This is a genomic window from Streptomyces sp. LS-MS-L19 (genome assembly GCF_058382285.1).
In genome coordinates, this window is the sequence record NZ_JBYCLL010000001.1 from 6,699,311 (window position 1) to 6,722,662 (window position 23,352).

The following is a 23,352-nucleotide window of genomic DNA, read 5'->3' on the forward strand; positions in this document are numbered from 1 at the left end:
CCGGAAACCCGGTGGCCCCGGGCGGGACCGCCCGAGTAGGTTCGGGCGGTGCCCGAGCTGAAGCGGTTGCATGCCCATCACGCCCCGGCGGTCCTGGCCTTCGAGCTGGCGAATCGCGCGTACTTCGCGGCCTCGGTCTCCGACCGTGGTGACGCCTTCTTCGACCACTTCTCCGACCGGTTCGACGCCCTGCTGGCCGAGCAGGAGGCCGGCGTCTGCGCCTTCCACGTGCTCGTCGCCGAGGACGGCTCGGTCCTCGGCAGGTTCAACCTGCTCGACCTCGAGGACGGCACGGCGGAGCTCGGCTACCGCGTCGCGCGGCACGTGGCGGGGCGTGGTGTGGCGACGGCGACCGTACGGGACCTGTGCCGGCTGGCACCCGACCGGTACGGCCTGCACACCCTGCGGGCGGCCGTCGCCCACCAGAACCCCGCGTCCCGGAAGGTCCTGACCAGAGCCGGGTTCCTCCCGGCGGGCCCCGCCGGCCCGGCCGACCTCGGCGGCAAGCACGGCACCTGGTACCGACGCGACCTGACACTCCTCCAGGTCCCGGAGCGGGAGGACGACGGCCACCGCTGAGCGGCCCCGCCGTCGCCCACCCGACCGCTCAGGCCAGCAGCCCCGACGACCGCCACAGCCGCCGCCCGACGCCCCGGAGCACGCCGATGTCGTCCAGGAAGTCGGTCAGCCGCTTCGCGCCGGTCTGCATGACCTCCTTGCGGTGCCCGCTCGCCTTCACCTGCGCCAACGCCTCCCGCCGGTCGAGGCCCACGTTCGTGTAGACCTCGGGGTTCACGAAGGCCACCGAGAACACCCGGGCGAACTCACCCGAGGTGACCCGGGTGAACTCCTGCGACCACCGCGGCGCGGTCAGCATCTGGCGCCGCAGCTCCTCGCGGGCGTACCGCACATGCCGGGCCTCCTCCACCACATGGATCCGCGTCACGCCCCGGACCAGCGGCTGCACCCGCTCGTCGGGGAAGGTCAGCCGCTGCATCCAGTCGAGGACCTCCTCGCCGAGCAGCGTGGCGGTGAAGGACCCCGGTGTCGTGGAGATCGTCTTGAACAGCCGTCCCAGCTGCTGATGGGCCCGGCTCACCGGGTACCAGGGCGTCCCGCCCCGCGTGATCAGCCGCGCGAACATCTTCGAGTGCCGGCACTCGTCCTCGATCTCGGTGAGCGCGTACCGCACATGGGCGCTCGTCGCCGCCTTGTCGTAGATGTGACGGCACAGCAGCTGCATGAGGATGATCTCGAACCAGATCCCGAGCGAGGCCAGCGCCGCGGCCTCGTGCTGGGAGAGCAGGATGCGCTGCTCCTCGCTCATCCGCTTCCACATCGGGGTGTCGTAGAGCGAGACCAGTTCCGGCGGCCAGAACCACTTGCCCTCCTCGAAGGGCGCGTCCCAGTCCAGTTCCTCGTCCGGGTCGAAGGAGTGCTTCGCGGAAGAGTCGAGCAGCCGCTCGGCCACCTGCTCCCGGTCCTTGAGCAGACCGAGCGCGTCACGCAGCCCTGCGAGCGCGTCGACTTCTGTCAGACTCGTCATGGCCCTTATGAGACTGCCTGTCAGCAAGCTCGTCAATCCCCCGCGCACGACTTGTTGACCCCGCGTCTACGAAGGGGCAGCCTGCGGGACATGCCGACTTTCGACCTGTACACCACGGACCCCGGGGACCCCCACTGGCAGGTACCGGCGACGGGCAAGGCCCGCTTCAGCTGGGAGTACGACAACGGCCGCGACCGCCTCCTGGCCCTCTACCAGAAGGGCAAGGACAAGCAGTGGGACGGGCAGACCCGCATCGACTGGGAGCTGGAGGTCGATCCGTACGACCCCCTCGGCACCCCCGACGAGTCCATCTCCCTCTACGGCACCAAGTACTGGGCGAAGTTCACCGACAAGGACAAGGGCGAGCTCCGCAAGCACCTCGCCTCCTGGCAGTTCAGCCAGTTCCTGCACGGCGAACAGGGCGCGATGGTGTGCGCCGCGCGGATCGTCGAGTCCGTGCCCGACCTCGACGCGAAGTTCTACTCGGCGACCCAGACCATGGACGAGGCCCGGCACGCGGAGATCTACGGCCGGTTCCTGCACGAGAAGATCGGGATGCTGTACCCGATCAACGACAACCTCCAGTCCCTGCTGGGCGACACCCTCAGGGACTCCCGCTGGGACATGCCGTACCTCGGCATGCAGGTCCTCATCGAGGGCCTGGCGCTGGCCGCGTTCGGCATGATCCGCGACACCACCGACAAGCCGCTGCCGAAGCAGATCCTCGCGTACGTCATGCAGGACGAGGCCCGCCATGTCGCCTTCGGCCGGATGGCGCTCCGCGACTACTACCGGCAGCTCTCCGACGCCGAACTGCGCGAGCGCGAGGAGTTCGTCATCGAGGGCTGCTACCTGATGCGCGACCGGCTGCGCGGGGTCGAGGTCCTGGAGAACTTCGGCATCCCCACGGCCGAGGCCGAGGAGTACGCCGAGCGCTCCGAATTCCTGGCCCTCTTCCGCCAGTTGCTCTTCTCCCGGATCGTCCCCTGCGTCAAGGACATCGGCCTGTGGGGCAAACGCCTCCAGCAGGCCTACGTCGACATGGGCGTCTTCGAGATGGGCAACTCCAACCTCGACCTCCTCATGGCCCAGGACGAGGAGATCGCCGAGAAGCTGGACGCGGAACGGTTCGCGACGGAGGAGGGGGAGCGGGTCGCGGAGGTGGAGCGGGCGATCGAGGAAGGGGCCGCTGACGTGGAGTAACGTACTGGCGTGTCCATGCCCCAGGGCCCCTACGGGCCGCCGAACCCCTACAACCAGCCGCCGCCGCAAGGGGCTTACGCTCCGGGGCCGTACGCCCAGCAGCAGCCGTACGCCCAGCAGCAGCCGTACGGCCCGCCGCCGGTGCCGCCGCAGCAACAGCCGTACGGCTGGGGTGCTCCCCCTGTCGCCCCGCCCCCCAAGAGGCGCCCGCTCGTCGTGATCCTCGCCGTCGTGGGCGGACTCGTCGCCCTGGGGGTGGCGGGCGCGGTCATGCGCGGGGTGGAGGAGGCGAGCGGTTCCGGCTATCCGGACGCCGAGTACACGCTCGACCTGCCCAGGACGCTGGTGGACGGCCGCTACGAACTCGGCCGGAACCTCTCCGACTCCGAAGCCGCCCGGACGATCGAGGACCAGGCGGTCGGAGCCCCGGGCTACAAGGACGTCAAGGCCGCCGTCGCGCAGTACAGCCTGGGCGGTGACGACACGAAGGGCACGCTCGTGGTGTCGGGCATGTACGGGCGGTTCAAGAACCCCGACAGGGTGCGGGAGAGCCTGCTCGACGGCGCGGCGGAGGGCGAGGACTCCCAGATCGCCGTCTCGGCACAGGACTTCCACCCCGACGGCGCCGACGGGACCACCGTCACCTGCGAGGTCCTCACCAAGGATCAGGGCGACACCAAGCTGACGGTCCCGATCTGCGCGTGGGGCGACGGCAACACGGGCGCGGCCGTGGCCGAGCTGACGACGGCCACGGCCACCACGGACCCGCTCGAGATCGACCTGGACAAGGCGGCGGCGACGACGGCCCAGGTCCGCGCGGAGATGCGCAAGCCGATCCGCTGACGCCCTACACCGAGCACCCCAGGTCGTCCGGCAGCTCCAGGGCGACCGCCGGCTCCGCGCCCTGGGCCGGGAAGAGCCGGCGCAGGGTGAAGGCGTACGGGGTCGGGCCGTTGGTGCGCAGGTGCAGCAGGCGGGACTCCGCCTCGGCGACCGTGGGGCGGTGGCCCGCCGGGACCCACCACAGGGTCACCATCGCCTCCTGGACCCGCTCGAAGAACTCCCTGCGGCGCGCGAGCATCTCCCGGTGCCGCCCCTGGTACATGTACGCCGTCAGCGCGTCGGCGTCCCGCCACACCGACATGTTGATGATCAGCCACTCGTCGCCGAACACGGCGATGTCCGTGGCGTCGCCCTCGTCGCTCTGCAACCGCCAGACGAACCCGTCGGCGGCGTCCGCGTCGGCGTTCACGGGGTCGAGGTTGTCGACGAAGTCCTTCAACTGCGCTGAGTCCAGCGGGGCCTTGAGCCGGCCGATGTTCACCTGGGCGAGTTGGTACGAGGCGGCTTCAGTCATGGACCGAACGTTAGGTCGGTGTCCAGTGCCGCCTCAACCCCCGTCTCACTCCTTGGAGTTGAGCACCGCCTCCATCACCGCCCGCGCGATCGGCGCCGCCACCCCGCCCCCGGTGATGTCCCCGCGGTCGGCCGCCGCGTCCTCCACCACCACGGCCACCGCGACCTTCGGCTCCACGTCCCGGTCACCCTGCGCCCAGGACACGAACCAGGCGTACGGCGTCCCCGCGTTGCCGATGCCGTGCTGGGCGGTGCCGGTCTTGCCACCGACGACCGCGCCCGGAATCGCGGCATTGGTGCCCGTGCCCTCCGTGACCACCTGCGTCATGAGTTCCTTCAGCTGTGCGGCGGTCGACGGGTACATCGCCTGCCGCGCCGGCCGCGGGCCCGTCGTCGCCACGGTGGAGCCGCCGGCCGTCGTGGTCCGCTCCACCAGGTAGGGCGTGCGGATCTGCCCGCCGTTGGCCACCGCCGCCGAGACCATCGCCATCTGGAGCGGAGTCGCCCGGGTGTTGTACTGGCCGATCGACGACAGGGCCAGCTGCGCCCTGTCGACGGTCGGGTCGAAGGTGGACCGGGCCACCGAGAAGGGGATCCGCAGTGAGTAGTCGTTGAAGCCGAAGGCGTGCGCGGTGGCCGTCATGTCACCGACCCCCACGTCCACCCCGAGCTTCGCGAACACCGTGTTGCAGGACCACCGGAAGGCCTCCCGCAGCGAGAGGTCCTCACAGCCGTCGGACTCGTTGGTCAGCGAGGTCCGGGTGCCGGGCAGGGTGTACGGCGCGGGCGAGTCCGTCGGCGCGTCCACGTCCGAGACGACACCCGCGTCGAGGGCCGCGGCCGCCGTGACCACCTTGAACGTCGAACCCGGCGGATAGGTCTGCCGTACCGCCCGGTTGAGCATCGGCTTGTCCCGGTCCGCGTTCAGCCGTGCCCACGACCGGCCCACCCCCGGGTCGTTGCCCGACAGCACCCCCGGGTCGTACGACGGCGAGGACACCAGGGCCAGGATCCGGCCCGTCGTCGGCTCCACGGCCGCCACCGCGCCCTTGCGCCCGGCGAGCCCGTCGAAGGCCGCCTGCTGCGCGGCCCCGTCGATCGTGGTCACCACGTCCCCGCCCGGGTTGCGCCGCCGCGTGAAGTCGTTCCACAGCGGGAACGGCGTCAGCAGCGGGTCCGAGCCGGACAGGACCCCGTCCTCGGTGTGCTCCAGCAGGGTCGTGCCGTACTCCTGCGAGGCGAAGCCGGTCACCGGCGCGAACAACGGCCCGTCGGCGTACGTCCGTTCATAGCGCAGCTGCTCCCCGGTGTCCCGGGATCCGGTGACCGGCCGCCCGTCGACCAGGATGTCGCCGCGCCGCAGGCCGTAACGGGCGATGTTCTCGCGGCGGTTGGCCGGGTTCTCGTCGTGGGCGCGCGCCTCGAAGACCTGGACACGGGTGGCGTTGACGAGCAGCGCGATCAGCAGCAGGGCGCAGAAGCAGGCCGCGTGCCGGATGTAGCGGGCCATGCCGGAAGCGCGCGCGGTCATGGGGCCTCCGTCCCGTCGTACTGGCCGCGGGCCGAGTCGCTCACCCGGATCAGCAGGGCGACGATGGCCCAGTTGGTGACGACCGACGAGCCGCCCTGGGCGAGGAACGGCATCGCCATGCCGGTGAGCGGGATCAGTCCGCCCACCCCGCCCGCGATCACGAACACCTGGAGCGCCACGATCGAGGCGAGCCCGGTCGCCAGCAGCCGCCCGAACGGGTCGCGCAGGGCGAGGCCCGCCCGGTAGCCGCGCTCCACGAGCAGGCCGTACAGCAGGAAGATCGCGGACAGGCCGGCCAGCCCGAGCTCCTCGCCGGCCGTGGCCAGGATGAAGTCGGACTTCGCGGCGAAGCCGATCAGGACGGAGTGGCCGAGCCCGAGCCCGGTGCCGAGGACCCCGCCCGCCGCGAAGGAGAACAGGGACTGGGCGAGCTGGTTGGGGCCCAGGCCCGCCTCGATCGACGCGAACGGATGCAGCCAGTCCTCCACCCTGCTGTGCACATGGGGCTCCAGCCAGCCCACGGCGAAGGCGCCGACGGCGGCCAGCAGCAGCCCCAGCGCGATCCAGCCGGTGAGCCCGGTGGCGACGTACAGCAGCACCACGAACAGCCCGAAGAACAGCAGCGAGGTCCCGAGGTCCCGCTCGAGGACCAGCACGCCCACACTGATCAGCCAGATGGCGAGCAGGGGGCCGAGGACCCGCCCGGTGGGCAGCTGGAGCCCCCAGAACCGGCGCCCCGCGAACGCCAGCGCGTTGCGGTTCGCGGCCAGGTACGCGGCGAAGAACACCGCGAGCAGCACCTTCGCGAACTCGCCCGGCTGGATGGAGAATCCGGCGATCCGGATCCAGATGCGGGCGCCGTTCACGGAGGGGAAGAGGATCGGCAGGGTCAGCAGGACGAGCGCGGCGGCCACACAGACGTACGCGTACCGCTGGAGCACCCGGTGGTCGCGCAGCGCCAGCACCACCACGATGAACAGGGCCACCCCGACCGTGGACCACACCAGCTGGGTGGGGGCCGCGCGGTCGCCGGGCGTCTCCAGGTCGAGCCGGTAGATCAGCACCAGGCCCAGGCCGTTGAGCAGCACCCCGATGGGCAGCAGGAGCGGGTCGGCGTCCGGCGCCCGCAGGCGTACGGCGAGATGCGCGAGGAGGGCGAGCACGCCGAGCCCGGCGCCGTAACCGGCGGCGCCGGGCGGGACGGTGCCGTGCCGGGCGAGGCCGACAGCGCAGTAGCCGTACACGCTGAGCAGGACGGCGAGGACGATGAGGGCCAGTTCGATGCCACGGCGCCGGGGCAGGCGTACCGCGGAAGCGGGGGTGTCCGCGGGGGCCACGGTGGTTCCGGCCTTGGTCATGTCCGGAACCTACCCAAATAACATGGGTTGTCTGCGCTGTTTCGGGGTGGTGTCAGCACCTTCGTGGCGAGGGCCCGAGGTCCCTGATGTACCGGGCCGAGCCCCAGGCCCAGGTGCCGTCGGTGAGCAGGTACCACTGGCGGTTGCCCTGGACGTTCTGCCCGTCGGTCCGGCAGAAGACGGTGACGATCTCCCCCCGGTTGGCATACCGGATGATCTGCCCGCCCCGGTTGGGCGCGCTGCGCAGGGCGAGCGAACTGGCCGTCACGACACCCCGGTACAGCCGCTGGTTGTGGTTCTGGCCCTGGTTGTGGTTCTGGGTCTGATTCTGGTTCTGGTGGCTCGCCGAGTCGCCCCGGGGGTCGCCGTCCCACTCGTCGGCCGCGGCGGCGGGCACGGCGAGGGCCGAGACGGCGAGGGCGCCGGCGGTGACGGCTATGGAGAAGCGAGAGCGCAGGGACATGGGAGACCTCCGTGGGAGGGGGCGACAAACCTGACTGTTCGCCACGTTAAGGGCGCTCTGAGGCGGTCGCCTTTCCGAATGGGCCGTAGGAGAACCCACCCAGGGGCGCGGGGAACTGCGCGAGAAGCCCCACCCGCCGTCGGCCCGACAACTACGGCAGCGCCAACGTCGCGACCGCCCCACCATCGACCGCATTGGAGAACGAGAGCCGGGCCCCCAGAACCTCGGCCTGGCCCACGGCGATGGTCAACCCGAGACCGTGCCCCCGGGCCCCACCCTCCGTCCGGAACCGCTGCGGCCCGTGCTCGACCAGGTACTCCGGAAACCCGTCCCCGTGATCCCGCACGGTCACCACGGGCCCGTCCACCGTCAAGGACACCGGCCCCCGCCCGTGCCGGTGCGCGTTGGCCACGAGATTCCCCAGCACCCGCTCCAGCCGCCGCCGGTCCGTCTCCACCGCGACATCCCGCACGACCACCACCTCGGTGTCCGTCCCGGAAGCCCGCACCACCCGCTCGGCCACCGCGGCCAGCCGTTCCGTGTCCAGCTCGACCGTCTCCCGCCCGGTGTCCAGCCGCGAGATCTCCAGCAGATCCTCCGTCAGCGTCCGCAACGCCCCCACCCGGTCCCGCACCAGCTCCGTGGGCCGCCCCGGCGGCAACAGCTCGGCGGCCGCGTGCAGTCCCGTGAGCGGCGTACGCAACTCGTGCGCCACGTCCGCCGTGAACCGCTGCTCGCTCTGCAGCTTCCCCTGGAGGGACGCGGCCATGGAGTCCAGCGCGGCGGCCACCGCGGCCACCTCGTCCGGCGACCCGTCCTTCGTGCGGGGGTCCTCGACGCGCGCGTCCAGGTCGCCAGCGCTGATCCGCCGGGCCACCCGGGCGGTCGTGTGCAACCGCCTCGTCACCCGGGTCACCGCGAACGCCCCCACCAGCAGCGTCGCCGTGATCGCCAGCCCCGACGACCACAGGATCGCCCGGTCCAGCCCCGCGATCGTGCGCGCGCCCTGCGAGTAGTCGACCTCCACGGCCAGCGCCCGGTTCCCGTCCACCGGACCGGCCGCCCACATCGTGGGACGCCCGCGGTGCTCGCCGACCATCGTGCCGCGGTCCCCGGCGACCGCCAGCGCGCGCAGCGACCCCGGCAGGTCCGGCGGATCCACCCCGGCGTCCCACCGCAGCGTGTCCCCGGCCTCGTAGGCCGCCGTCGCGTCCCGCAGCCGGCTCAGCGCCAGGTCACGGGTCTCGCCGACGGTCTGGTTGGTCACCGAGACATGCACCAGGACACCGAGCAGCGCGGCGAGGGCGCAGCACATCACGGTGATGAAGACGGCCGACTTCACCGCGAGCGTGCCGGACCAGCGGGGGAGTCTCATCGCGCGCTCGCCGAGGGGCCGGGCGAGCGCCCCTCCGGCCCGGAGCGCAGCATCTCGTCGTGCGTCAAGAGCATCGATTTCTGCTGCGGGTCCCAGGTCCACTGGAGCCGGTACTCGTAGCCGGCCACCTCGGACGGCGACCGGATGATCACGGACCGCCCGGCCAGCTCCACCCCGCTGACCGCGTCCTCCCAGTGCATGACCCGCACGAGCCGGTGCTTCTCGACGGTGTAGACGCGCACCGCGGTGACGTTCCCGGGCAGCTGCCGGAAACCCAGCGTCAGATCGGCGTGCCCGTCCCCGGTGAGGTCGCGGTAGTACGGCTCCAGGACGGGACACCGCTGCCCGGCCGCCCCCTGCTTGCCGCAGTCCGCCATCCGGTGGAGCGTCTCGACGTACCCCGCGTTCTCGTAGTCGCTCGAGTCCTCCTTGATCTCGGCGCGGACGACGGCGACCGGGTCCACCCGGCGGATGTCGTCGCCGGGCACGGGAATGCCGGCCACCACCTCCGACTCCACCTCCCCGACCTCGAAGGCGGGGCTGGAGGCGGGCGTCAGCTGCGGCCACAGCCGGTCCGGGCTGATCGCGGTCGGCGTCGACCCCGCCCCCACCAGCCCGCCCGCGTCCCCGCAGCCCGCCACGGCCGCGAGCATCAGCGCTACGGCGACGGCGGCGACGGCGGCGACGGCACGGGTCGTGCGGGGCGCGCGGCGGGGCGCGCGGGATGCGCGGGATGCGCGGGGCGGGCGGGGGGCACTGTGCTCCTGGGAGGGGCAGGGGTGGGGCCGGGGCAGGAGTTTGCACTGGCCCGACCACCTTATTCGTGTGGAAGTCCTTTTTGCGTTCCTGTCGGCCCCGGGGGCTACTCGGTCAGCTCCTCCAGCAGCCGGGCCGTCGACAGTCCGGCCTGGAGGTACTCGACGAACAGTTCGTTGTGCAGCGCCCACGGCGAGCGGCGGCCCCGGATCAGCCGGATCGCCGCGTCCGCCGTATGCCCCCGACGCATCAGGGCATGGGCCACGACCAGGCCCGAGCGGTTGTAGCCGTGGTAACAGCGGACGAGGACCTTGCGGCCCTCGTCCAGTGCGTCGCTCGCGGCCTGCGCCAGCCGGATCACGCCCGCGAGCTGGGTGCCGTCCAGCGGGCCGTCCGGAATCGGCCACACATGGTGTTCCACCCCGGGATCGGGACCGTGCCCCGGCAACCGCAACAGCGTCTGCACGACATCGAACTCGTCCCGTACGACGGCGAACTCCCGTTGTCCGGACAGGCCCTGGAACTCGTGCCCGCCCATCCACAGCCCGGGCACGATCTCGTTCCACGCCCGCTCCGGAGCCGGTACATCGGGTTGCTTCCTGCGGGTCCGCAACAGCGCCTCCCCAAGCCCCTGCGCCAAGCCCTGCAATTCACGGCAACTCACTGCGACTCACCCCAAAGGTAACCGGCTTCTTGCCTGCGCAGCACCCCGCCTGTTCCCATGGTCCATGGGGTGATGGTGCATGAGCTCACTGCGCGTCGTACCGACCTGGCGCCATGGTCAGGAGCGGCTCTACGTCTGCCTCACGGACGGCCGGAACATCGCCTGGTACGACCGTGAGGCGGCCCGGGTCAACCTGCTGAGCGAGGACCGCAGAGAGGATGTGCTGGACGTCCTCGGGCCCTTCCTCACCGGCCCGGTGGCGGTGGGTCCGCCCCCGGTGCCGACGCCCGCCGAACTGGCCCGGCTCACCCTCCATCCGGACGACGACCTCGCGCCCAACCGTCCCGGCGAGGCGCTCCAGATCGACCTGGACCGCGACCCGGGGCCCGCGCACCGGATCCGCCGCGACCCGCGCCGGCGTGCCCTGGAGGCCGAGCAGACGGTGGGCGAGGCGCTGGACCGCCTCGACGGGGCGGGCTGGCACACCCTGCACTCCGTGCCGCTGCCCGGCGGCGAACGCGTCCACCACCTCTTGATCGGCCCCGGCGGACTGTTCGCGGTGCACGCCCTGTACGCCCGCAAGCAGCGGGTGACGATCGCCGACCCGATGGTCACCCTGGGCCGCCGGGACCCCCACCCCTTGCTCCGCCGCGTCCGAGCCGACGCCGACCGAGCCTCCTACGCCCTGACAGCCGAGGTCCACCCGATCCTCGCCCTGGTGTCCCCGTCCGACATCACCACCACCCTCCCACCCCGAGACCTCCGCATCCTCACCGACACCGACCTGGACGGTCTGTCCCGCCTGGGCGGCACGTTGAAACCGGCCGACGTGGAGGCGTTGCACGCGATGGCGAGGGACCGGCATACGTGGTCGAAGGTCTGAGCTACGGCCACCAGGGGCTTCGCAGGGTGAGTTGGGGTTGGGGCGGACCTGGGCCTTGGGCTGGGCTGGGTGCTGGGCTGGTCGTGAAGGTGTAGCCGGCCTCCGGGACGAGTGCGAAGGCACGCGCGAAGCCTGCCGGCCTGGGCTCGGCTGGGCGTGAGACGCGGCCGGGGGCTGGGTCGGGTGGGCAGGTAGGGCAGGGGCCTGTCGGCCTGGGCTCGGTTTGGCGTGAGACGCGGCCGGGGGCTGGGTCGGGTGGGCAGGTAGGGCAGGGGCCTGTCGGCCTGGGCTCGGTTTGGCGTGAGACGCGGCCGGGGGCTGGGTCGGGTGGGCAGGGAGGGCAGGGGCCTGCCGACATGGGCTCGGCTGGGCCGGCAGGTGTGCCTGGGGTCTGTGCCGAAAGTACAGGTGCGCGGGGGCCGGGGGGCCGGGCCGGCCTGGTGAAGGTGCGCGGCCTGGACCTGCGCTGGGCCGGCGTGAAGACACGCGCGAGACCTGCCGGCCTGGGCTCGGCCGGGCGTGAACGTGTGGCTGTGCTCCGGGCCGAGTACGAACCCGCGCGTGTGCCCGGACGGAGCCTGAGCCGGCCCGCATCCCGACCAAGGCCCCCTGCAACCCCCCAGGGGCGCGGGGAACTGCGCGACAAGCCCCCACCCACCCGCACCCGCCCGACAACCCAACACCCGGCACCCCCCTAGGCGCCCGCCCGACAAGCGCCCCCGGCACCCCCTAGGCGTCCGCCCGACAACCCAACCCCGGCACCCCCTAGGCACCCGGCAACCGAGCCGCCCGCCCACCATCCAGCAACGGAGCCAGCAGATCGCCGTAGTCCTGCAACCGAGGCACCATGTCCCCCGCCTGAAAGGCCAGCCGCCCAGGCGCCCCGCACTCCTCCACCTCCCCCCACGTGACCGGCGCCGACACCAACGGCACCGCCCGCGCCCGCAGCGTGTACGGCGTCGCAGTCGTCTTGCGCGCGGCGTTCTGACTCCAGTCCACGAACACCTTCCCCGGCCGCAGATTCCGCGTCATCCGGTGCAGAGCCAGCCGCGGCAGAGCCCGCTCCGCCTCCACGGCCAGCCGCTTCGCGTACTCCGACACCTGATCGGACGACGCCCCCCGCACCGCCGCCAGCAGATGCAGCCCCTTGGACCCGGCCGTCTTGGGATAAGCCTCGACCCCGTCCGCAGCCAACCGCTCCCGCAGCCACAGCGCGACCTCGCAGCACTCGACGATCGTCGCGGGCGCCCCCGGATCGAGGTCGAGGATCAGCCGGTCCGCCTCCTCGGGCGCACCGACCAGCCACTGGTGGGTGTGGAACTCCGTGACCAGGTTCGCCGCCCACATCAGACTCGCCAGATCCTGGACCAGCACCATGCGGGCCGGCCCCTCGGAACGCGGCACCTCGGCCGTGGTGACCCAGTCGGGCGTACCCGGAGGGACGTTCTTGGCGAAGAACACCTGCCCCTCGGGCCCGTCCGGATAGCGCAGGAAGGAGACGGCACGGTCACGCAGATGGGGGAGGAGGACGTCCGCGGTGGTGGCGTAGTAGTGGAGCAGCTCGCCCTTGGTGAAGCCGGTGGCCGGATACAGCACCTTCTCCAGATTGCTGAGCGCGAGCCGTCGCCCCTCCACCTCTGTGATCGGCGTCATACGATGAGAATCTCACGCATACCTTATGAAAATGGCGTAAAACCCCAGAAAGGGTGCTGCTGGTGAGATCCATATGGAACGGCGCCATCTCGTTCGGCCTGGTCAGCATCCCGATCAAGCTGGTCAACGCCACCGAGAGCCACTCGATCTCCTTCCGCCAGATCCACACCGAGGACGGCGGCCGGGTCCGCTACCGCAAGGTCTGCGAACTGGAGGACCGTGAGATCACCCAGTCGGAGATCGGCAAGGGCTACGAGGACGCGGACGGCACGATCATCCCGATCACCGACGAGGACCTGGCCCATCTGCCGCTCCCCACGGCGAAGACGATCGAGATCGTCGCCTTCGTGCTGGCCGACCGGATCGACCCGCTCCAGATGGACGCCGCGTATTACCTCCAGGCGGGCGGCGCCCCCGCGGCCAAGCCGTACACCCTGCTGAGGGAGGCGCTCAAGCGCAGCAACAAGGTCGCCATCGCCAAGTTCGCACTGCGCGGCCGGGAACGCCTCGGCATGCTCCGAGTGGTCGAGGACGCCATCGCGCTGCACGGACTGCTCTGGCCGGACGAGGTCCGCGCGCCCGAGGGACTCGCCCCCGACACCAAGGTCACCGTCAGCGACAAGGAACTCGACCTGGCCGACGCCCTGATGGACACCCTCGGCGAGATCGACCTGGACGAACTGCACGACGAGTACCGCGAGGCCCTGGAGGAGGTCGTCGCCGCGAAGGCCGCGGGGGAGGCCCCACCGGAGGCCCCGGAACCGGCCCGCAGCGGCAAGGTGCTCGACCTCATGGCCGCGCTGGAGAAGAGCGTGCGGGAGGCGAAGGAGTCGCGGGGCGAGGAGCCGGGCGAGGTCAGACAGCTGCCGCAGCGCAAGTCGGCGCGGGCGGCGCCGAAGCAGACCGGCGGGAAGAAGTCGACGGCGAAGGCCACCCCGGCGAAGAAGACGGCCGCGGCCAAGAAATCGACGGCGAAGTCGACCGCGAAGTCGACGGCCAGGTCGTCACAGGGGACGAAGAAGACGGCGTCGGCGAAGAAGACGGCCGGCGCCAAGAAGACGACGGCGAAGAAGACGACCGCCCGGAAGCGGAGCGCGTGACCCGCACAGTGCCGTCGGCACCGCGCGGGCCACGTCGGCCTCAGGAACCGTAGGTCAGTCGACGACCTTCGCGGACTCGATGATCACCGGCTGCGTCGGCACGTCACCGTGACCGCGGCTGCTGCCGGTCCGTACGCCCTTGATCTGGTCGACGACGTCCTGGCCCTCGGCGACCTTGCCGAACACGGTGTAGCCCCAGCCGTTCGGGCTCTTGGCCGTGAAGTTCAGGAACTCGTTGTCCGAGACGTTGATGAAGAACTGGGCGGTCGCCGAGTGCGGGTCGCTGGTGCGTGCCATCGCCACGGTGTACGCGGTGTTCTTCAGACCGTTGTCGGCCTCGTTCGGGACCGGCGCGAGCGTGGGCTTCTGCACCATGTCCGCGGTGAAGCCGCCGCCCTGGACCATGAAGCCGTCGATCACCCGGTGGAAGATGGTGCCGTCGTAGTGCCCGTTGCCGACGTACTTCAGGAAGTTCTCGACGGTCTTGGGTGCCTCGGCGTCGGCCAGCTCGAGGACGATGCGGCCGAAGTTTGTGGTCAGCTCGACCCTGGACATGGGGATCGTCCCTTTCTGGTGGGGCATGACCGAAGCATCTTGTCACACGGCCGTACGCCCCCGACGGCCCTCAGGGGCGAGCGGTGTCTGGGGCGCTCCCGGGCGGGGCGAGGCCCGCGGGTGTCGGTACGACCGTCTGCGGGGAGGGAGCCGTGGACGGCAGCGGCGACACCGGCCCGGGGGAGCCGCTCGGAGAACTGCGCGGAGGGCTGCTAGGGGAACCGCTCGGGCGGCCGCTGGACGGAGCCATCGGCACCGAGGAACGGTCCGGACCCGTACCGGGCAACGCGGCCACGACCCCCGCCGCGAGCACGGCCGCCACCAGGGCTCCCACGGCGCCCGAGACCGCCGTACGACGGCGTCGGATCCGTCGGCCACCCACGACCGCCGCGTCGGTGACGCTGGGGAAGGCGGGCTCCCGCGAACCGTCGAGGATGACCTCGAAGGCGCCGCGTACGCCGCCGCTCTCCTCGTACGCGCTGTCCTTGCCGTAGTCGTCGGACATCTCCCCCCTCACCTCCCGCTCGTCTCGCCGGCCAGGCCCTCGACGAGCCCCCGCAGCCGGACCAGTCCGCGCGCGCTCTGGCTCTTGACCGTGCCCGGGGTCACCCGCAGCGCCTCGGCGGTCTGCTCCACACTCCAGTCCTCCCAGAACCGCAGTACCAGCACCGCCCGGTAGCGGGGCGGCAGTTCCATCAGCGCCGCCTGCATCACCAGCCGCAGCTCCGGGGTGACCGGAGGCTCGGCCGAGGCCGGCTCGGGCACGTCCTCCGTCGGCTCCTCCCGCCAACTCCGTTTGCGGTACTGGTCGATGAAGGCGCGGGTGAGGATCGTACGGGCGTATGCCTCGACATTGCCGTCGCGGCGGACCCGTCCCCAGGAGGCGTACAGCTTCATCAGGGTCGTCTGCGTCAGGTCCTGGGCCTGGTGCCAGTCCCCGCACAGCAGATACGCGCTGCGCCTGAGCTGCCCCTGCCTGGCCTCGGCGAACTCCCGGAACTCCCGCTCCCGGACTGCTTCCCGCACCCGCCGCCCCTCCGCCGTACCGGTCACACCTGTCCTTGAGAGGTACGGGGAAGGGCTCGGCGAGGTTGCACGCCCCGGGAAGAAAAGTTTCCGGCCCGGAGCGTGCAACCCGGCACGGCAGGTGCCCCGTACTCCTCTCACGCAACCGACCCGACCACCGAGGAGCACTCTTGACGAACCGTCATGGCATCCGACCCACCCGCCGTCTCCTGATCGCCGTCGTCGCAGGAGGTGCTGTGGCCGTGGCGGGCTGGGCAGCCGTCGCGGGCGCGGCGACGGGTTCAACGACGACGCAGAAGCCGACGGCGGTGCCGTCCGCGGTGCCGTCGGCGGCGCCGTCCGCTGTACCGTCCGTGGCGCCTTCCACCGTGCCGTCACCGGTGCCGTCTCCCGTGGCGACCCAGAGGCCGTCCCAGCCGAGTCCGGTGCCGTCGGTCCCCGGGGGCGCGCCGAGTCCGGTGCCGTCGGTCCCCGGCACCGCGCCGAGTCCCGTGCCGTCCGTGCCGGGGGGCGAGCCGAGCACCGTGCCGATGGTGGTGCCGAGCCAGAAGCCTTCGGCCGCCCCGAGCCCCGTCCCCACGGTCACCACGCGGCCGTCGAAGTAGGGCGGCGGCAGACCGGGTAAGACCGCCCGGGCACCGGCCCTTGTCCTGTGCCCGGCCGGTCAACTTGCCTCAGCCACGCGCTGGTTGAGCTGGTGCAGCCGATGGAACCGGCTGAACGGCCTCCCGCCGGAAGGCCCAACGCAACTCCGGCTCCACGACGTACCGGAGCGCGCGCCGGACGGGCGGGGTGCACAGCACGGTCACGACGGCGCCGGCGACGAGGGCGACGAGGCCCACGCCGAGCGGCTCGTGCACCCAGGCGGCCCCGTACCAGCCCCAGGACCGGGAACCCTGGACGAGGAAGCCGTGCAGGAGATAGCCGTAGAGCGTGCCCGAGCCCAGCACGGTGAACCAGGTCCGCCGCCCGGGCACCAGGGCGAAGAAGCACGCGACCAGGACCAGCGAACAACCGAAGGCGACCAGCGTCATCACCGGCCCCGACCAGGCGGGCCCGCCCAACTCCTGGGCGCTGTCCCGGTGGTAGAGCCAGGCGGCACTCATCCGCGGCACCGCCACGTAGGCCAGGACCAACGCGAGGGCGAACACAGGCCCGGCGGCCAGCCGGACGGCCCGTCGCCGGACCAGCTGGAAGTGCTCGGGCCGAAGGCAGAGCCCCAGCACGAAATACGGAAGGAACTGCAGAACACGCTGGAGATCGAGGCCGTCGCCGATCGAAGGCGAGAGCGTGGCGAGCATCGCGACGGCGAGGGCGACCGGAACAGGCTGACGCAGCCGCTGCCACACGGGCGTGCTCAGCCGCCACACGAACAACGCGACGAGGAACCACGTCAGATACAGCGGATCCAGCAGACTCACCGGCCGGTCCGGCACGCCGTCCGTCCACCGCGTGAAGAAGGTGTACGCCGCCTCGAACACGACGTACGGCACGACGAGCCCGCCCACCAGCCGCCGCAGCCGCCCCGGGCTGGCGTCGAAGTTCCGCGAGAAGTACCCGGACACGACGATGAACGCCGGCATGTGGAACGCGTACACGAGCAGGTACAGCGCGGACACCGCCCGGCTCCCGTCCCGCAACGGCTCCCAGGCATGCCCCACGGCGACCAGCACGATCGCCAGGTACTTTGCGTTGTCGAAGAACGCGTCCCGCTCAGCCATCCCGGTCGCCTCACCGTTTCCCGGCGGACCAAACCGTGGACATGTGTGCGCAGGATCACGAGTGCACACACGTTGACGGGACCGCCCTCGGGGCCCTGCAACCCAGGCCTCTGGCATCCCGCCAGGAACCTCGTTGCATCGTGACGCTCAGGCTCCGGTACGCGGCGAGTCCGGCGTTTCACCTGCTCCCGTCTGCGCCAGGACACGCATCACCTCTCGAACGGTGCCCACCAGAAAACCGGCCGCGAGCAGCCCGAACAGCACAGAACCCAGCCGAAGCCCGCCGGCGTCGGATCCGCCCAGAAAGTCAGCGTGGCGGACCTCAGAAGGGTCCGACGGGTCATAGACGACGGGAACGTGCCCCCCAGGCTTCAGGTCTCTCCCCGAGTCGCCCCCGACATCGATATGCGCCTCCACGACGCCGGACGGCGCAACGAAGCGCACGGCCAGGTAATTCGGCCAGCCTTCCTCCGACCGGCCGGCAATGGCGACCACGGTCGCTTCGGCCCTGCGCCCGTGCTCCCGGAGATCGTGCAGCAACTGGTTCTCCTGGCCGGCTTCCCATCCCATGATCCCGGCAACACTGCCGAACAACAGGAACCCCACGGCAACCGACCGAGCCCTGCCCCAGCGGGATCCCGACAACGGCAACGACACACCGACCCTCGAGACCAGCGCCCCCACGACCCGACCCGGCGAAGGGATCCGCCCACCCCAACGACGAGCCCACGCCCACCGACGCAACAACAGTTCCGCGACGGACAGCCCGACGGCCGCACCAAAAACCTGACTCCAGGTCAACGAAAACGGACGGAACACAAGCCACACCACAAAGGCCCCGCCCCCCACCACCGAGCCCCACCCACCAAGAAGACGAACCTTCCCTCGCTCGTCACCCTGCTCGAACCCGCGCTCCCACATCGGCGCCTCCTAGCCCCCACGACCTAGGACACACCGACCACCGCTGAGGTTGCAGCGGTAGCCGACGCTAGGTCTGAGGCGCCGCCGTTGCCCGACCCCGACATGGGGCTGACGCGGCCTGCATACGCCTGCACATACGCGAAGACCCCGGCCTCAGCGTTTCCGCTGGTGACGGGGTCTTTGGGCACCGTTTGAAGGGTGCCCCCGGCAGGATTCGAACCTGCGCACACGGCTCCGGAGGCCGTTGCTCTATCCCCTGAGCTACGGGGGCGTGTCGGGTGCGAGGTGGTGGCTCGCGGCGACGGGTAGAACACTACCAGCTTCGTCGGGGTGATCAGGAACGGGTTTGCGGGGTGGGGGAGCCGCGCGTCCCCCTCGCGGGGTGGAAGTGGGGAAAAGCCGGACGCGGTGGCCGGTCCGCACCTACTCTCGAGTTGTGCCAGGCGCGTCGGGTCGGGTGCTTGTTGTGGACGACAACAAGGTCATCCGGCAGTTGATCAGGGTCAATCTCGAGCTGGAGGGTCTCGAGGTCGTGACCGCGGCCGATGGCGTCGAGTGTCTGGATGTCGTTCATCAAGTGCAGCCCGATGTCGTGACCCTCGATGTGGTCATGCCCCGGCTGGACGGGCTGCGGACCGCCGCACAGCTGCGTTCCGACCCCCGGACCGCCCACCTTCCCCTCGCCATCGTCAGCGCCTGTACCCAGTACGAGGTCGACAGCGGCCTCGACGTCGGCGTCGACGCCTTCCTCGCCAAACCCTTCGAGCCCGCCGAACTCGTCCGGCTCGTACGGCAGTTGATGGAGCAAGCCGGTCAAGCGACCGACGTTCAGGACGGCGACGGCTCGTTCGTTGTGCCTGTCCTGGGTAGTGGAGAGGCTGAGCGCGCCAGTCACGCCGGCGGTTGAGCCCCCCGGGCCGCCCCGGATCGCTGTGATCTCGCGAGTCACCGGAAGGGCCGATGGTCTCTCCACCCCGACCGTCCACATCCCGGACCCCCGCCAAACCCGCTCGCCTACCCACCCCCCTCCTCCCATACGCTTGTCCCGTGACCCCCGTCGAGCTCTCCCGTACCGTGCTGCGCGCGGTGCGTCGTGCTGTCGACGACGGGGAGCTGGACGTGGTCGTGCCGACGGGGGCCAAGGTGACCGCTCCTGGGCCCGGTGGGTGTGGGGACTACGCCACCAACCTCGCCCTCCAGCTCGCCGGTCCCGCCGGGCAGCCCCCGCTGCGGGTCGCCGAGATCCTGCGCCGGCGTCTCGCCTCCAGCGACGGCATCAGCGATGTCGTCGTCACCGGGCCCGGCTTCCTCAACATCAGTCTGCGCGGGAACCAGGCCGACCTCGTGCGGGAGATCCGCCAGCTCGGACAGAGGTACGGGCACGTCGACCGGCCCACCGGACAGCTCGTGCAGCTGCACGCGCCTCACGAGGTCCGCGCCGTCGTCGTCATGGACGCCCTCGCCCGTGTCCTCCGCTCTCAAGGCGCCCTCGTCCGTACCAGCTGCGTTCGCAGGCCCGCCCCCGCGTGGGTCGACATCCTCGGCGTCGAGGTCGACGCGTACGGCACGTCCGACGCCCCCGCGCCCCTCGACGTCAACGTACGCCCGGTGCCGGCCGACTCCGACCCCACCTTCCTCGGCCGGGACGCCGCCCGCTGGGCCCTGCTCCACCCGGCCCCCCACGACCGTCCCCGTATCACCGCCGACCACCTCGTCCAGCGTGAGAGCAACCCTCTCTTCCGCGTCCGCTACGCCCACGCCCGCACCCGGGCCCTGCGCCGCAACGCCTCCGACCTGGGCTTCCACGCCGAGCCCGGCGACCCCGCACTCCCGGGTCGCCCGCTCGCAGAGTCCGGCGACCCCACCGCCCCGGTGCACCCCCTCACCGAGCCCGGTGACACCTCACCCCCAGTTCCCCCGCTCGCAGAGTCCGGCGACACCGCAACCCCGGTTCCTCCGCTCGCAGAGTCCGGCAACCCCACACCCCCGGGTCGCCCCCTCACCGAGCCCGGCGACACCACACCCCCGGGCCACCCCCTCACCGAGCCCGGCAACACCGCAACCCCGGGCCACCCGCTCACCGAACCCCGCAACACCCACCCCGCCCGCGCCGCCGTAGAGCAGACCCAAGACGCAGCCGACCTCAAGGCTCTCCACGCCGTCCTCGCCGATCACCCCCGTGTCCTCGCCCGGGCGGCCGCGCAGCATGCTCCCGATCGGCTGGCCCGGCATCTCGTCAGCGTCGCCGATGCCGCTCTGCCCTTTCTCGTCACCGTCCTTCCGCGCGGCGCGGAGAAACCCTCGGCCGCCCACCGTGCCCGGCTCGCGCTTGCCGAAGCCGTCGGGGCGGTGCTGGCCGGTGGCCTCACCCTGCTCGGCATCGACGCACCCGAACACCTCTGAAAGACGACAACGATGAGCCGTTCCGCACACCCCGCCGGGCCCCGCCACGCCGACGTTCTCCCCGAGGGCCACTACTCCGCCCCGCCCGCCGACCTCAACACCCTCGACCCCAAGGTCTGGGCCCAGACGGTCACGCGGGACGACAGCGGTGTCCTCACCGTGGGTGGCATCCCCGTCACCCGGCTCGCCGAAGAGCACGGCACCCCCGCCTACATCGTCGACGAGGCCGACTTCCGGGCACGCGCGCGTGCGTGGCGCAGCGCCTTCGGGGCCGACGCCGACGTCTTCTACGCCGGCAAGGCCTTCCTCTCCCGCGCCGTGGTGCGCTGGCTGCACGAAGAGGGGCTCAACCTCGACGTCTGCTCCGGCGGCGAACTCGCCACCGCCCTCTCCGCCGGCATGCCCGCCGACCGCATCGCCTTCCACGGCAACAACAAGTCCACCGAGGAGATCCGCCGCGCGATCACCGAAGGGGTCGGGCGGATCGTGCTCGACTCCTTCCAGGAGATCGTCCGGGTCGCGCACATCGCCCGTGAGCTGGGCACGCGGCAGCGCGTGCAGATCCGGATCACCGTCGGTGTGGAGGCGCACACGCACGAGTTCATCGCCACCGCCCACGAGGACCAGAAGTTCGGTATCCCGCTCGCCGGCGGGCAGGCCGCGGAGGCCGTGCGGCGGGCGCTTCAGCTCGACTCGCTCGAACTCATCGGGATCCACTCCCACATCGGGTCGCAGATCTTCGACATGTCCGGATTCGAGGTCGCCGCGCACCGCGTGGTCGGGCTGCTCAAGGACGTCCGTGACGAGCACGGCGTCGAGCTTCCCGAGATCGACCTCGGCGGCGGGCTCGGGATCGCGTACACCTCCGACGACGACCCCCGCGAGCCGCACGAGATCGCCAAGGCGCTCACCGAGATCGTCAGCCGTGAGTGCGACGCCGCCCGGCTGCGGACCCCGCGCATCTCCGTCGAGCCCGGGCGGGCCATCGTCGGGCCCACCGCGTTCACGCTCTACGAGGTCGGCACCATCAAGCCCCTCGACGGGCTGCGCACCTACGTCTCCGTGGACGGCGGGATGTCGGACAACATCCGCACCGCGCTCTACGACGCCGAGTACAGCGTCGCCCTGGTGTCCAGGACCTCCGACGCCGCGCCCATGCTCGCCCGGGTCGTCGGCAAGCACTGCGAGAGCGGGGACATCGTGGTCAAGGACGCGTTCCTGCCGGCCGACCTGGCACCGGGTGACCTGATCGCCGTACCGGCGACGGGGGCCTACTGCCGGTCCATGGCCAGCAACTACAACCACGTGCTGCGTCCGCCGGTCGTCGCCGTCCACGACGGTGCGTCCCGGGTCATCGTCCGCCGCGAGACCGAGGAGGACCTGCTGCGGCTCGACGTCGGCTGAACACACCAGCGCTGGAAGATCTACGGTCTTCCACCCCCGGACAAATGAAATAGATGTCTCATAATCCGGACGAGGGGCAGAAACTCCCGTCCGGTGAGTGAGACTGGTCCCACCGTGACGGTATGAGGAAACGAGGTCGGATGATGCGTACGCGTCCGCTGAAAGTGGCGCTGCTGGGCTGTGGAGTGGTCGGCTCAGAGGTGGCGCGCATCATGACGACGCACGCTGACGACCTCGCCGCCCGCATCGGGGCCCCGGTGGAGCTCGCGGGGGTCGCGGTACGGCGGCCCTCCAAGGTCCGTGAGGGCATCCCGCAGGAACTCGTCACCACCGACGCCACCGCCCTCGTCAAACGCGGGGACATCGACGTCGTCGTCGAGGTCATCGGGGGGATCGAGCCCGCGCGATCCCTCATCACCACCGCCTTCGAGCACGGGGCGTCCGTCGTCTCCGCCAACAAGGCCCTCCTCGCCCAGGACGGCGCCGCCCTGCACGCGGCGGCCCTCAAGGCCGACAAGGACCTCTACTACGAGGCCGCCGTCGCCGGTGCCATCCCGCTGATCCGCCCGCTGCGCGAGTCCCTCGCCGGTGACAAGGTCAACCGGGTGCTCGGGATCGTCAACGGCACGACCAACTTCATCCTCGACAAGATGGACTCCACGGGCGCCGGTTACCAGGAGGCCCTCGACGAGGCCACCGCGCTCGGGTACGCGGAGGCCGACCCGACCGCGGACGTCGAGGGGTTCGACGCCGCCGCCAAGGCCGCCATCCTCGCCGGGATCGCCTTCCACACGCGTGTGCGTCTCGACGACGTCTACCGCGAGGGCATGACCGAGGTGACCGCGGCCGACTTCGCCTCCGCGAAGAACATGGGCTGCACCATCAAGCTGCTCGCCATCTGCGAGCGCGCCGAGGACGGCCGGTCCGTCACCGCGCGCGTGCACCCCGCGATGATCCCGCTCACCCACCCGCTCGCCTCCGTCCGCGGCGCGTACAATGCCGTGTTCGTCGAGTCCGACGCCTCCGGCCAGCTGATGTTCTACGGCCCGGGCGCGGGCGGCGCCCCCACCGCCTCCGCCGTCCTCGGCGACCTCGTCGCCGTCTGCCGCAACCGGCTCAGCGGCACGACCGGGCCCGGTGAGTCCGCGTACGCCGCCCTGACCGTCTCGGGCATGGGCGAGGTCGTCACGCGCTACCACATCAGCCTGGACGTGGCGGACAAACCGGGTGTTCTCGCTCAGGTGGCCACCGTGTTCGCCGAGCACGGGGTGTCCATCGATACCGTTCGGCAGCAGGGGAAGGACGGCGAGGCGTCTCTCGTCGTCGTCACGCACCGCGCGTCCGACGCCGCCCTGGGCGGCACCGTCGAGGCGCTGCGCAAGCTCGACACCGTGCGGGGTGTCGCCAGCATCATGCGGGTTGAAGGAGAGTAAC

General features: G+C 71.3%; 24 protein-coding genes and 1 tRNA gene. 9 read left to right on the forward strand and 16 right to left on the reverse strand.

Annotation, left to right across the window (positions count from 1 at the left end):
• Positions 1–48: 48 nt before the first annotated feature.
• Complete coding sequence (locus AC2XR2_RS30100) at positions 49–579, forward strand: GNAT family N-acetyltransferase (protein ID WP_491516772.1); 531 nt, start codon at positions 49–51, stop codon at positions 577–579.
• Positions 580–607: 28 nt separating this feature from the next.
• On the opposite strand, the gene AC2XR2_RS30105 is transcribed toward AC2XR2_RS30100, so the two are convergent.
• Positions 608–1,546, reverse strand: coding sequence for an AurF N-oxygenase family protein (locus tag AC2XR2_RS30105; protein WP_381304320.1), 939 nt, complete (start codon positions 1,544–1,546; stop codon positions 608–610).
• 90 nt (positions 1,547–1,636) lie between these two features.
• Here AC2XR2_RS30105 and AC2XR2_RS30110 point away from each other — a divergent pair, with 90 nt between their 5' ends.
• Complete coding sequence (locus tag AC2XR2_RS30110; RefSeq protein ID WP_491516773.1) at positions 1,637–2,749, forward strand: ferritin-like domain-containing protein; 1,113 nt, start codon at positions 1,637–1,639, stop codon at positions 2,747–2,749.
• Between the two features lie 15 nt (positions 2,750–2,764).
• Entirely contained in the window at positions 2,765–3,592 is an 828-nt protein-coding gene (locus AC2XR2_RS30115; protein ID WP_491518532.1) for a hypothetical protein, read from the forward strand.
• A 4-nt stretch (positions 3,593–3,596) separates the two neighbouring features.
• On the opposite strand, the gene AC2XR2_RS30120 is transcribed toward AC2XR2_RS30115, so the two are convergent.
• From AC2XR2_RS30120 to AC2XR2_RS30150, 7 genes are all read right to left on the reverse strand, one after another.
• A complete protein-coding gene (locus AC2XR2_RS30120; RefSeq protein ID WP_491516774.1) occupies positions 3,597–4,106 on the reverse strand; it encodes a DUF3291 domain-containing protein in 510 nt (169 codons plus the stop codon).
• A 45-nt stretch (positions 4,107–4,151) separates the two neighbouring features.
• Positions 4,152–5,615, reverse strand: a complete 1,464-nt coding sequence (locus AC2XR2_RS30125) for a peptidoglycan D,D-transpeptidase FtsI family protein (RefSeq protein ID WP_381304353.1) — start codon at positions 5,613–5,615, stop codon at positions 4,152–4,154.
• Positions 5,616–5,632: 17 nt separating this feature from the next.
• Positions 5,633–6,994, reverse strand: a complete 1,362-nt coding sequence (locus tag AC2XR2_RS30130; protein WP_381304314.1) for an FtsW/RodA/SpoVE family cell cycle protein — start codon at positions 6,992–6,994, stop codon at positions 5,633–5,635.
• Between the two features lie 52 nt (positions 6,995–7,046).
• Positions 7,047–7,457 carry an SH3 domain-containing protein gene (locus AC2XR2_RS30135; protein WP_449349942.1) on the reverse strand — a complete coding sequence of 137 codons (411 nt, stop codon included), beginning with the start codon at positions 7,455–7,457 and terminating at the stop codon, positions 7,047–7,049.
• Between the two features lie 151 nt (positions 7,458–7,608).
• Positions 7,609–8,832, reverse strand: coding sequence for an ATP-binding protein (locus AC2XR2_RS30140; protein ID WP_491516775.1), 1,224 nt, complete (start codon positions 8,830–8,832; stop codon positions 7,609–7,611).
• Positions 8,829–9,485 (reverse strand): hypothetical protein, encoded by a 657-nt coding sequence (locus tag AC2XR2_RS30145; RefSeq protein ID WP_491516776.1) that lies wholly within the window; start codon positions 9,483–9,485, stop codon positions 8,829–8,831. Before AC2XR2_RS30145 ends, AC2XR2_RS30140 begins: the two co-directional genes overlap by 4 nt.
• A gap of 209 nt (positions 9,486–9,694) precedes the next feature.
• Positions 9,695–10,201, reverse strand: a complete 507-nt coding sequence (locus tag AC2XR2_RS30150) for a protein-tyrosine phosphatase family protein (RefSeq protein ID WP_330264463.1) — start codon at positions 10,199–10,201, stop codon at positions 9,695–9,697.
• Between the two features lie 130 nt (positions 10,202–10,331).
• On the opposite strand from AC2XR2_RS30150, the gene AC2XR2_RS30155 reads away from it, so the two are divergent.
• Positions 10,332–11,135: a nuclease-related domain-containing protein gene (locus AC2XR2_RS30155; protein ID WP_491516777.1), complete on the forward strand. Its 804-nt coding sequence runs from the start codon at positions 10,332–10,334 to the stop codon at positions 11,133–11,135.
• A gap of 765 nt (positions 11,136–11,900) precedes the next feature.
• Here AC2XR2_RS30155 and ligD read toward each other — a convergent pair.
• Complete coding sequence (gene ligD, locus AC2XR2_RS30160; protein WP_381304306.1) at positions 11,901–12,788, reverse strand: non-homologous end-joining DNA ligase; 888 nt, start codon at positions 12,786–12,788, stop codon at positions 11,901–11,903.
• A gap of 62 nt (positions 12,789–12,850) precedes the next feature.
• Between ligD and ku the strand changes: the two genes are divergently transcribed.
• Entirely contained in the window at positions 12,851–13,888 is a 1,038-nt protein-coding gene (ku, locus tag AC2XR2_RS30165; protein WP_491516778.1) for a non-homologous end joining protein Ku, read from the forward strand.
• Between the two features lie 54 nt (positions 13,889–13,942).
• Here ku and AC2XR2_RS30170 read toward each other — a convergent pair whose 3' ends face one another.
• The 7 genes from AC2XR2_RS30170 to AC2XR2_RS30200 all read right to left on the reverse strand — a co-directional run bounded on the left by AC2XR2_RS30170 (position 13,943) and on the right by AC2XR2_RS30200 (position 18,382).
• Positions 13,943–14,443 carry a peptidylprolyl isomerase gene (locus tag AC2XR2_RS30170; protein WP_037721366.1) on the reverse strand — a complete coding sequence of 167 codons (501 nt, stop codon included), beginning with the start codon at positions 14,441–14,443 and terminating at the stop codon, positions 13,943–13,945.
• Positions 14,444–14,513: 70 nt separating this feature from the next.
• Positions 14,514–14,948, reverse strand: coding sequence for a hypothetical protein (locus tag AC2XR2_RS30175; protein ID WP_491516779.1), 435 nt, complete (start codon positions 14,946–14,948; stop codon positions 14,514–14,516).
• 8 nt (positions 14,949–14,956) lie between these two features.
• Positions 14,957–15,469 (reverse strand): SigE family RNA polymerase sigma factor, encoded by a 513-nt coding sequence (locus AC2XR2_RS30180; RefSeq protein WP_123765176.1) that lies wholly within the window; start codon positions 15,467–15,469, stop codon positions 14,957–14,959.
• A 181-nt stretch (positions 15,470–15,650) separates the two neighbouring features.
• The gene (locus tag AC2XR2_RS30185) at positions 15,651–16,055 is read right to left on the reverse strand and encodes a hypothetical protein (protein ID WP_491516780.1); all 405 of its coding nucleotides are present in this window, start codon (positions 16,053–16,055) and stop codon (positions 15,651–15,653) included.
• A gap of 88 nt (positions 16,056–16,143) precedes the next feature.
• Positions 16,144–17,190, reverse strand: coding sequence for an acyltransferase family protein (locus AC2XR2_RS30190; RefSeq protein ID WP_491516781.1), 1,047 nt, complete (start codon positions 17,188–17,190; stop codon positions 16,144–16,146).
• Positions 17,191–17,337: 147 nt separating this feature from the next.
• Positions 17,338–17,796: a DUF3592 domain-containing protein gene (locus AC2XR2_RS30195; RefSeq protein WP_491516782.1), complete on the reverse strand. Its 459-nt coding sequence runs from the start codon at positions 17,794–17,796 to the stop codon at positions 17,338–17,340.
• Positions 17,797–18,310: 514 nt separating this feature from the next.
• Positions 18,311–18,382, reverse strand: a tRNA-Arg gene (locus AC2XR2_RS30200).
• Positions 18,383–18,577: 195 nt separating this feature from the next.
• Here AC2XR2_RS30200 and AC2XR2_RS30205 point away from each other — a divergent pair.
• From AC2XR2_RS30205 to AC2XR2_RS30220, 4 genes are all read left to right on the forward strand, one after another.
• Complete coding sequence (locus AC2XR2_RS30205; RefSeq protein ID WP_381302468.1) at positions 18,578–19,018, forward strand: response regulator; 441 nt, start codon at positions 18,578–18,580, stop codon at positions 19,016–19,018.
• A gap of 140 nt (positions 19,019–19,158) precedes the next feature.
• A complete protein-coding gene (gene nrtL / locus AC2XR2_RS30210) occupies positions 19,159–20,514 on the forward strand; it encodes an ArgS-related anticodon-binding protein NrtL (protein ID WP_491516783.1) in 1,356 nt (451 codons plus the stop codon).
• 12 nt (positions 20,515–20,526) lie between these two features.
• On the forward strand, positions 20,527–21,918 hold the full coding sequence (gene lysA / locus AC2XR2_RS30215) for a diaminopimelate decarboxylase (protein ID WP_491516784.1): 1,392 nt from the start codon (positions 20,527–20,529) through the stop codon (positions 21,916–21,918).
• Positions 21,919–22,058: 140 nt separating this feature from the next.
• Positions 22,059–23,351, forward strand: a complete 1,293-nt coding sequence (locus AC2XR2_RS30220) for a homoserine dehydrogenase (RefSeq protein WP_381302471.1) — start codon at positions 22,059–22,061, stop codon at positions 23,349–23,351.
• Position 23,352: the final 1 nt, after the last annotated feature.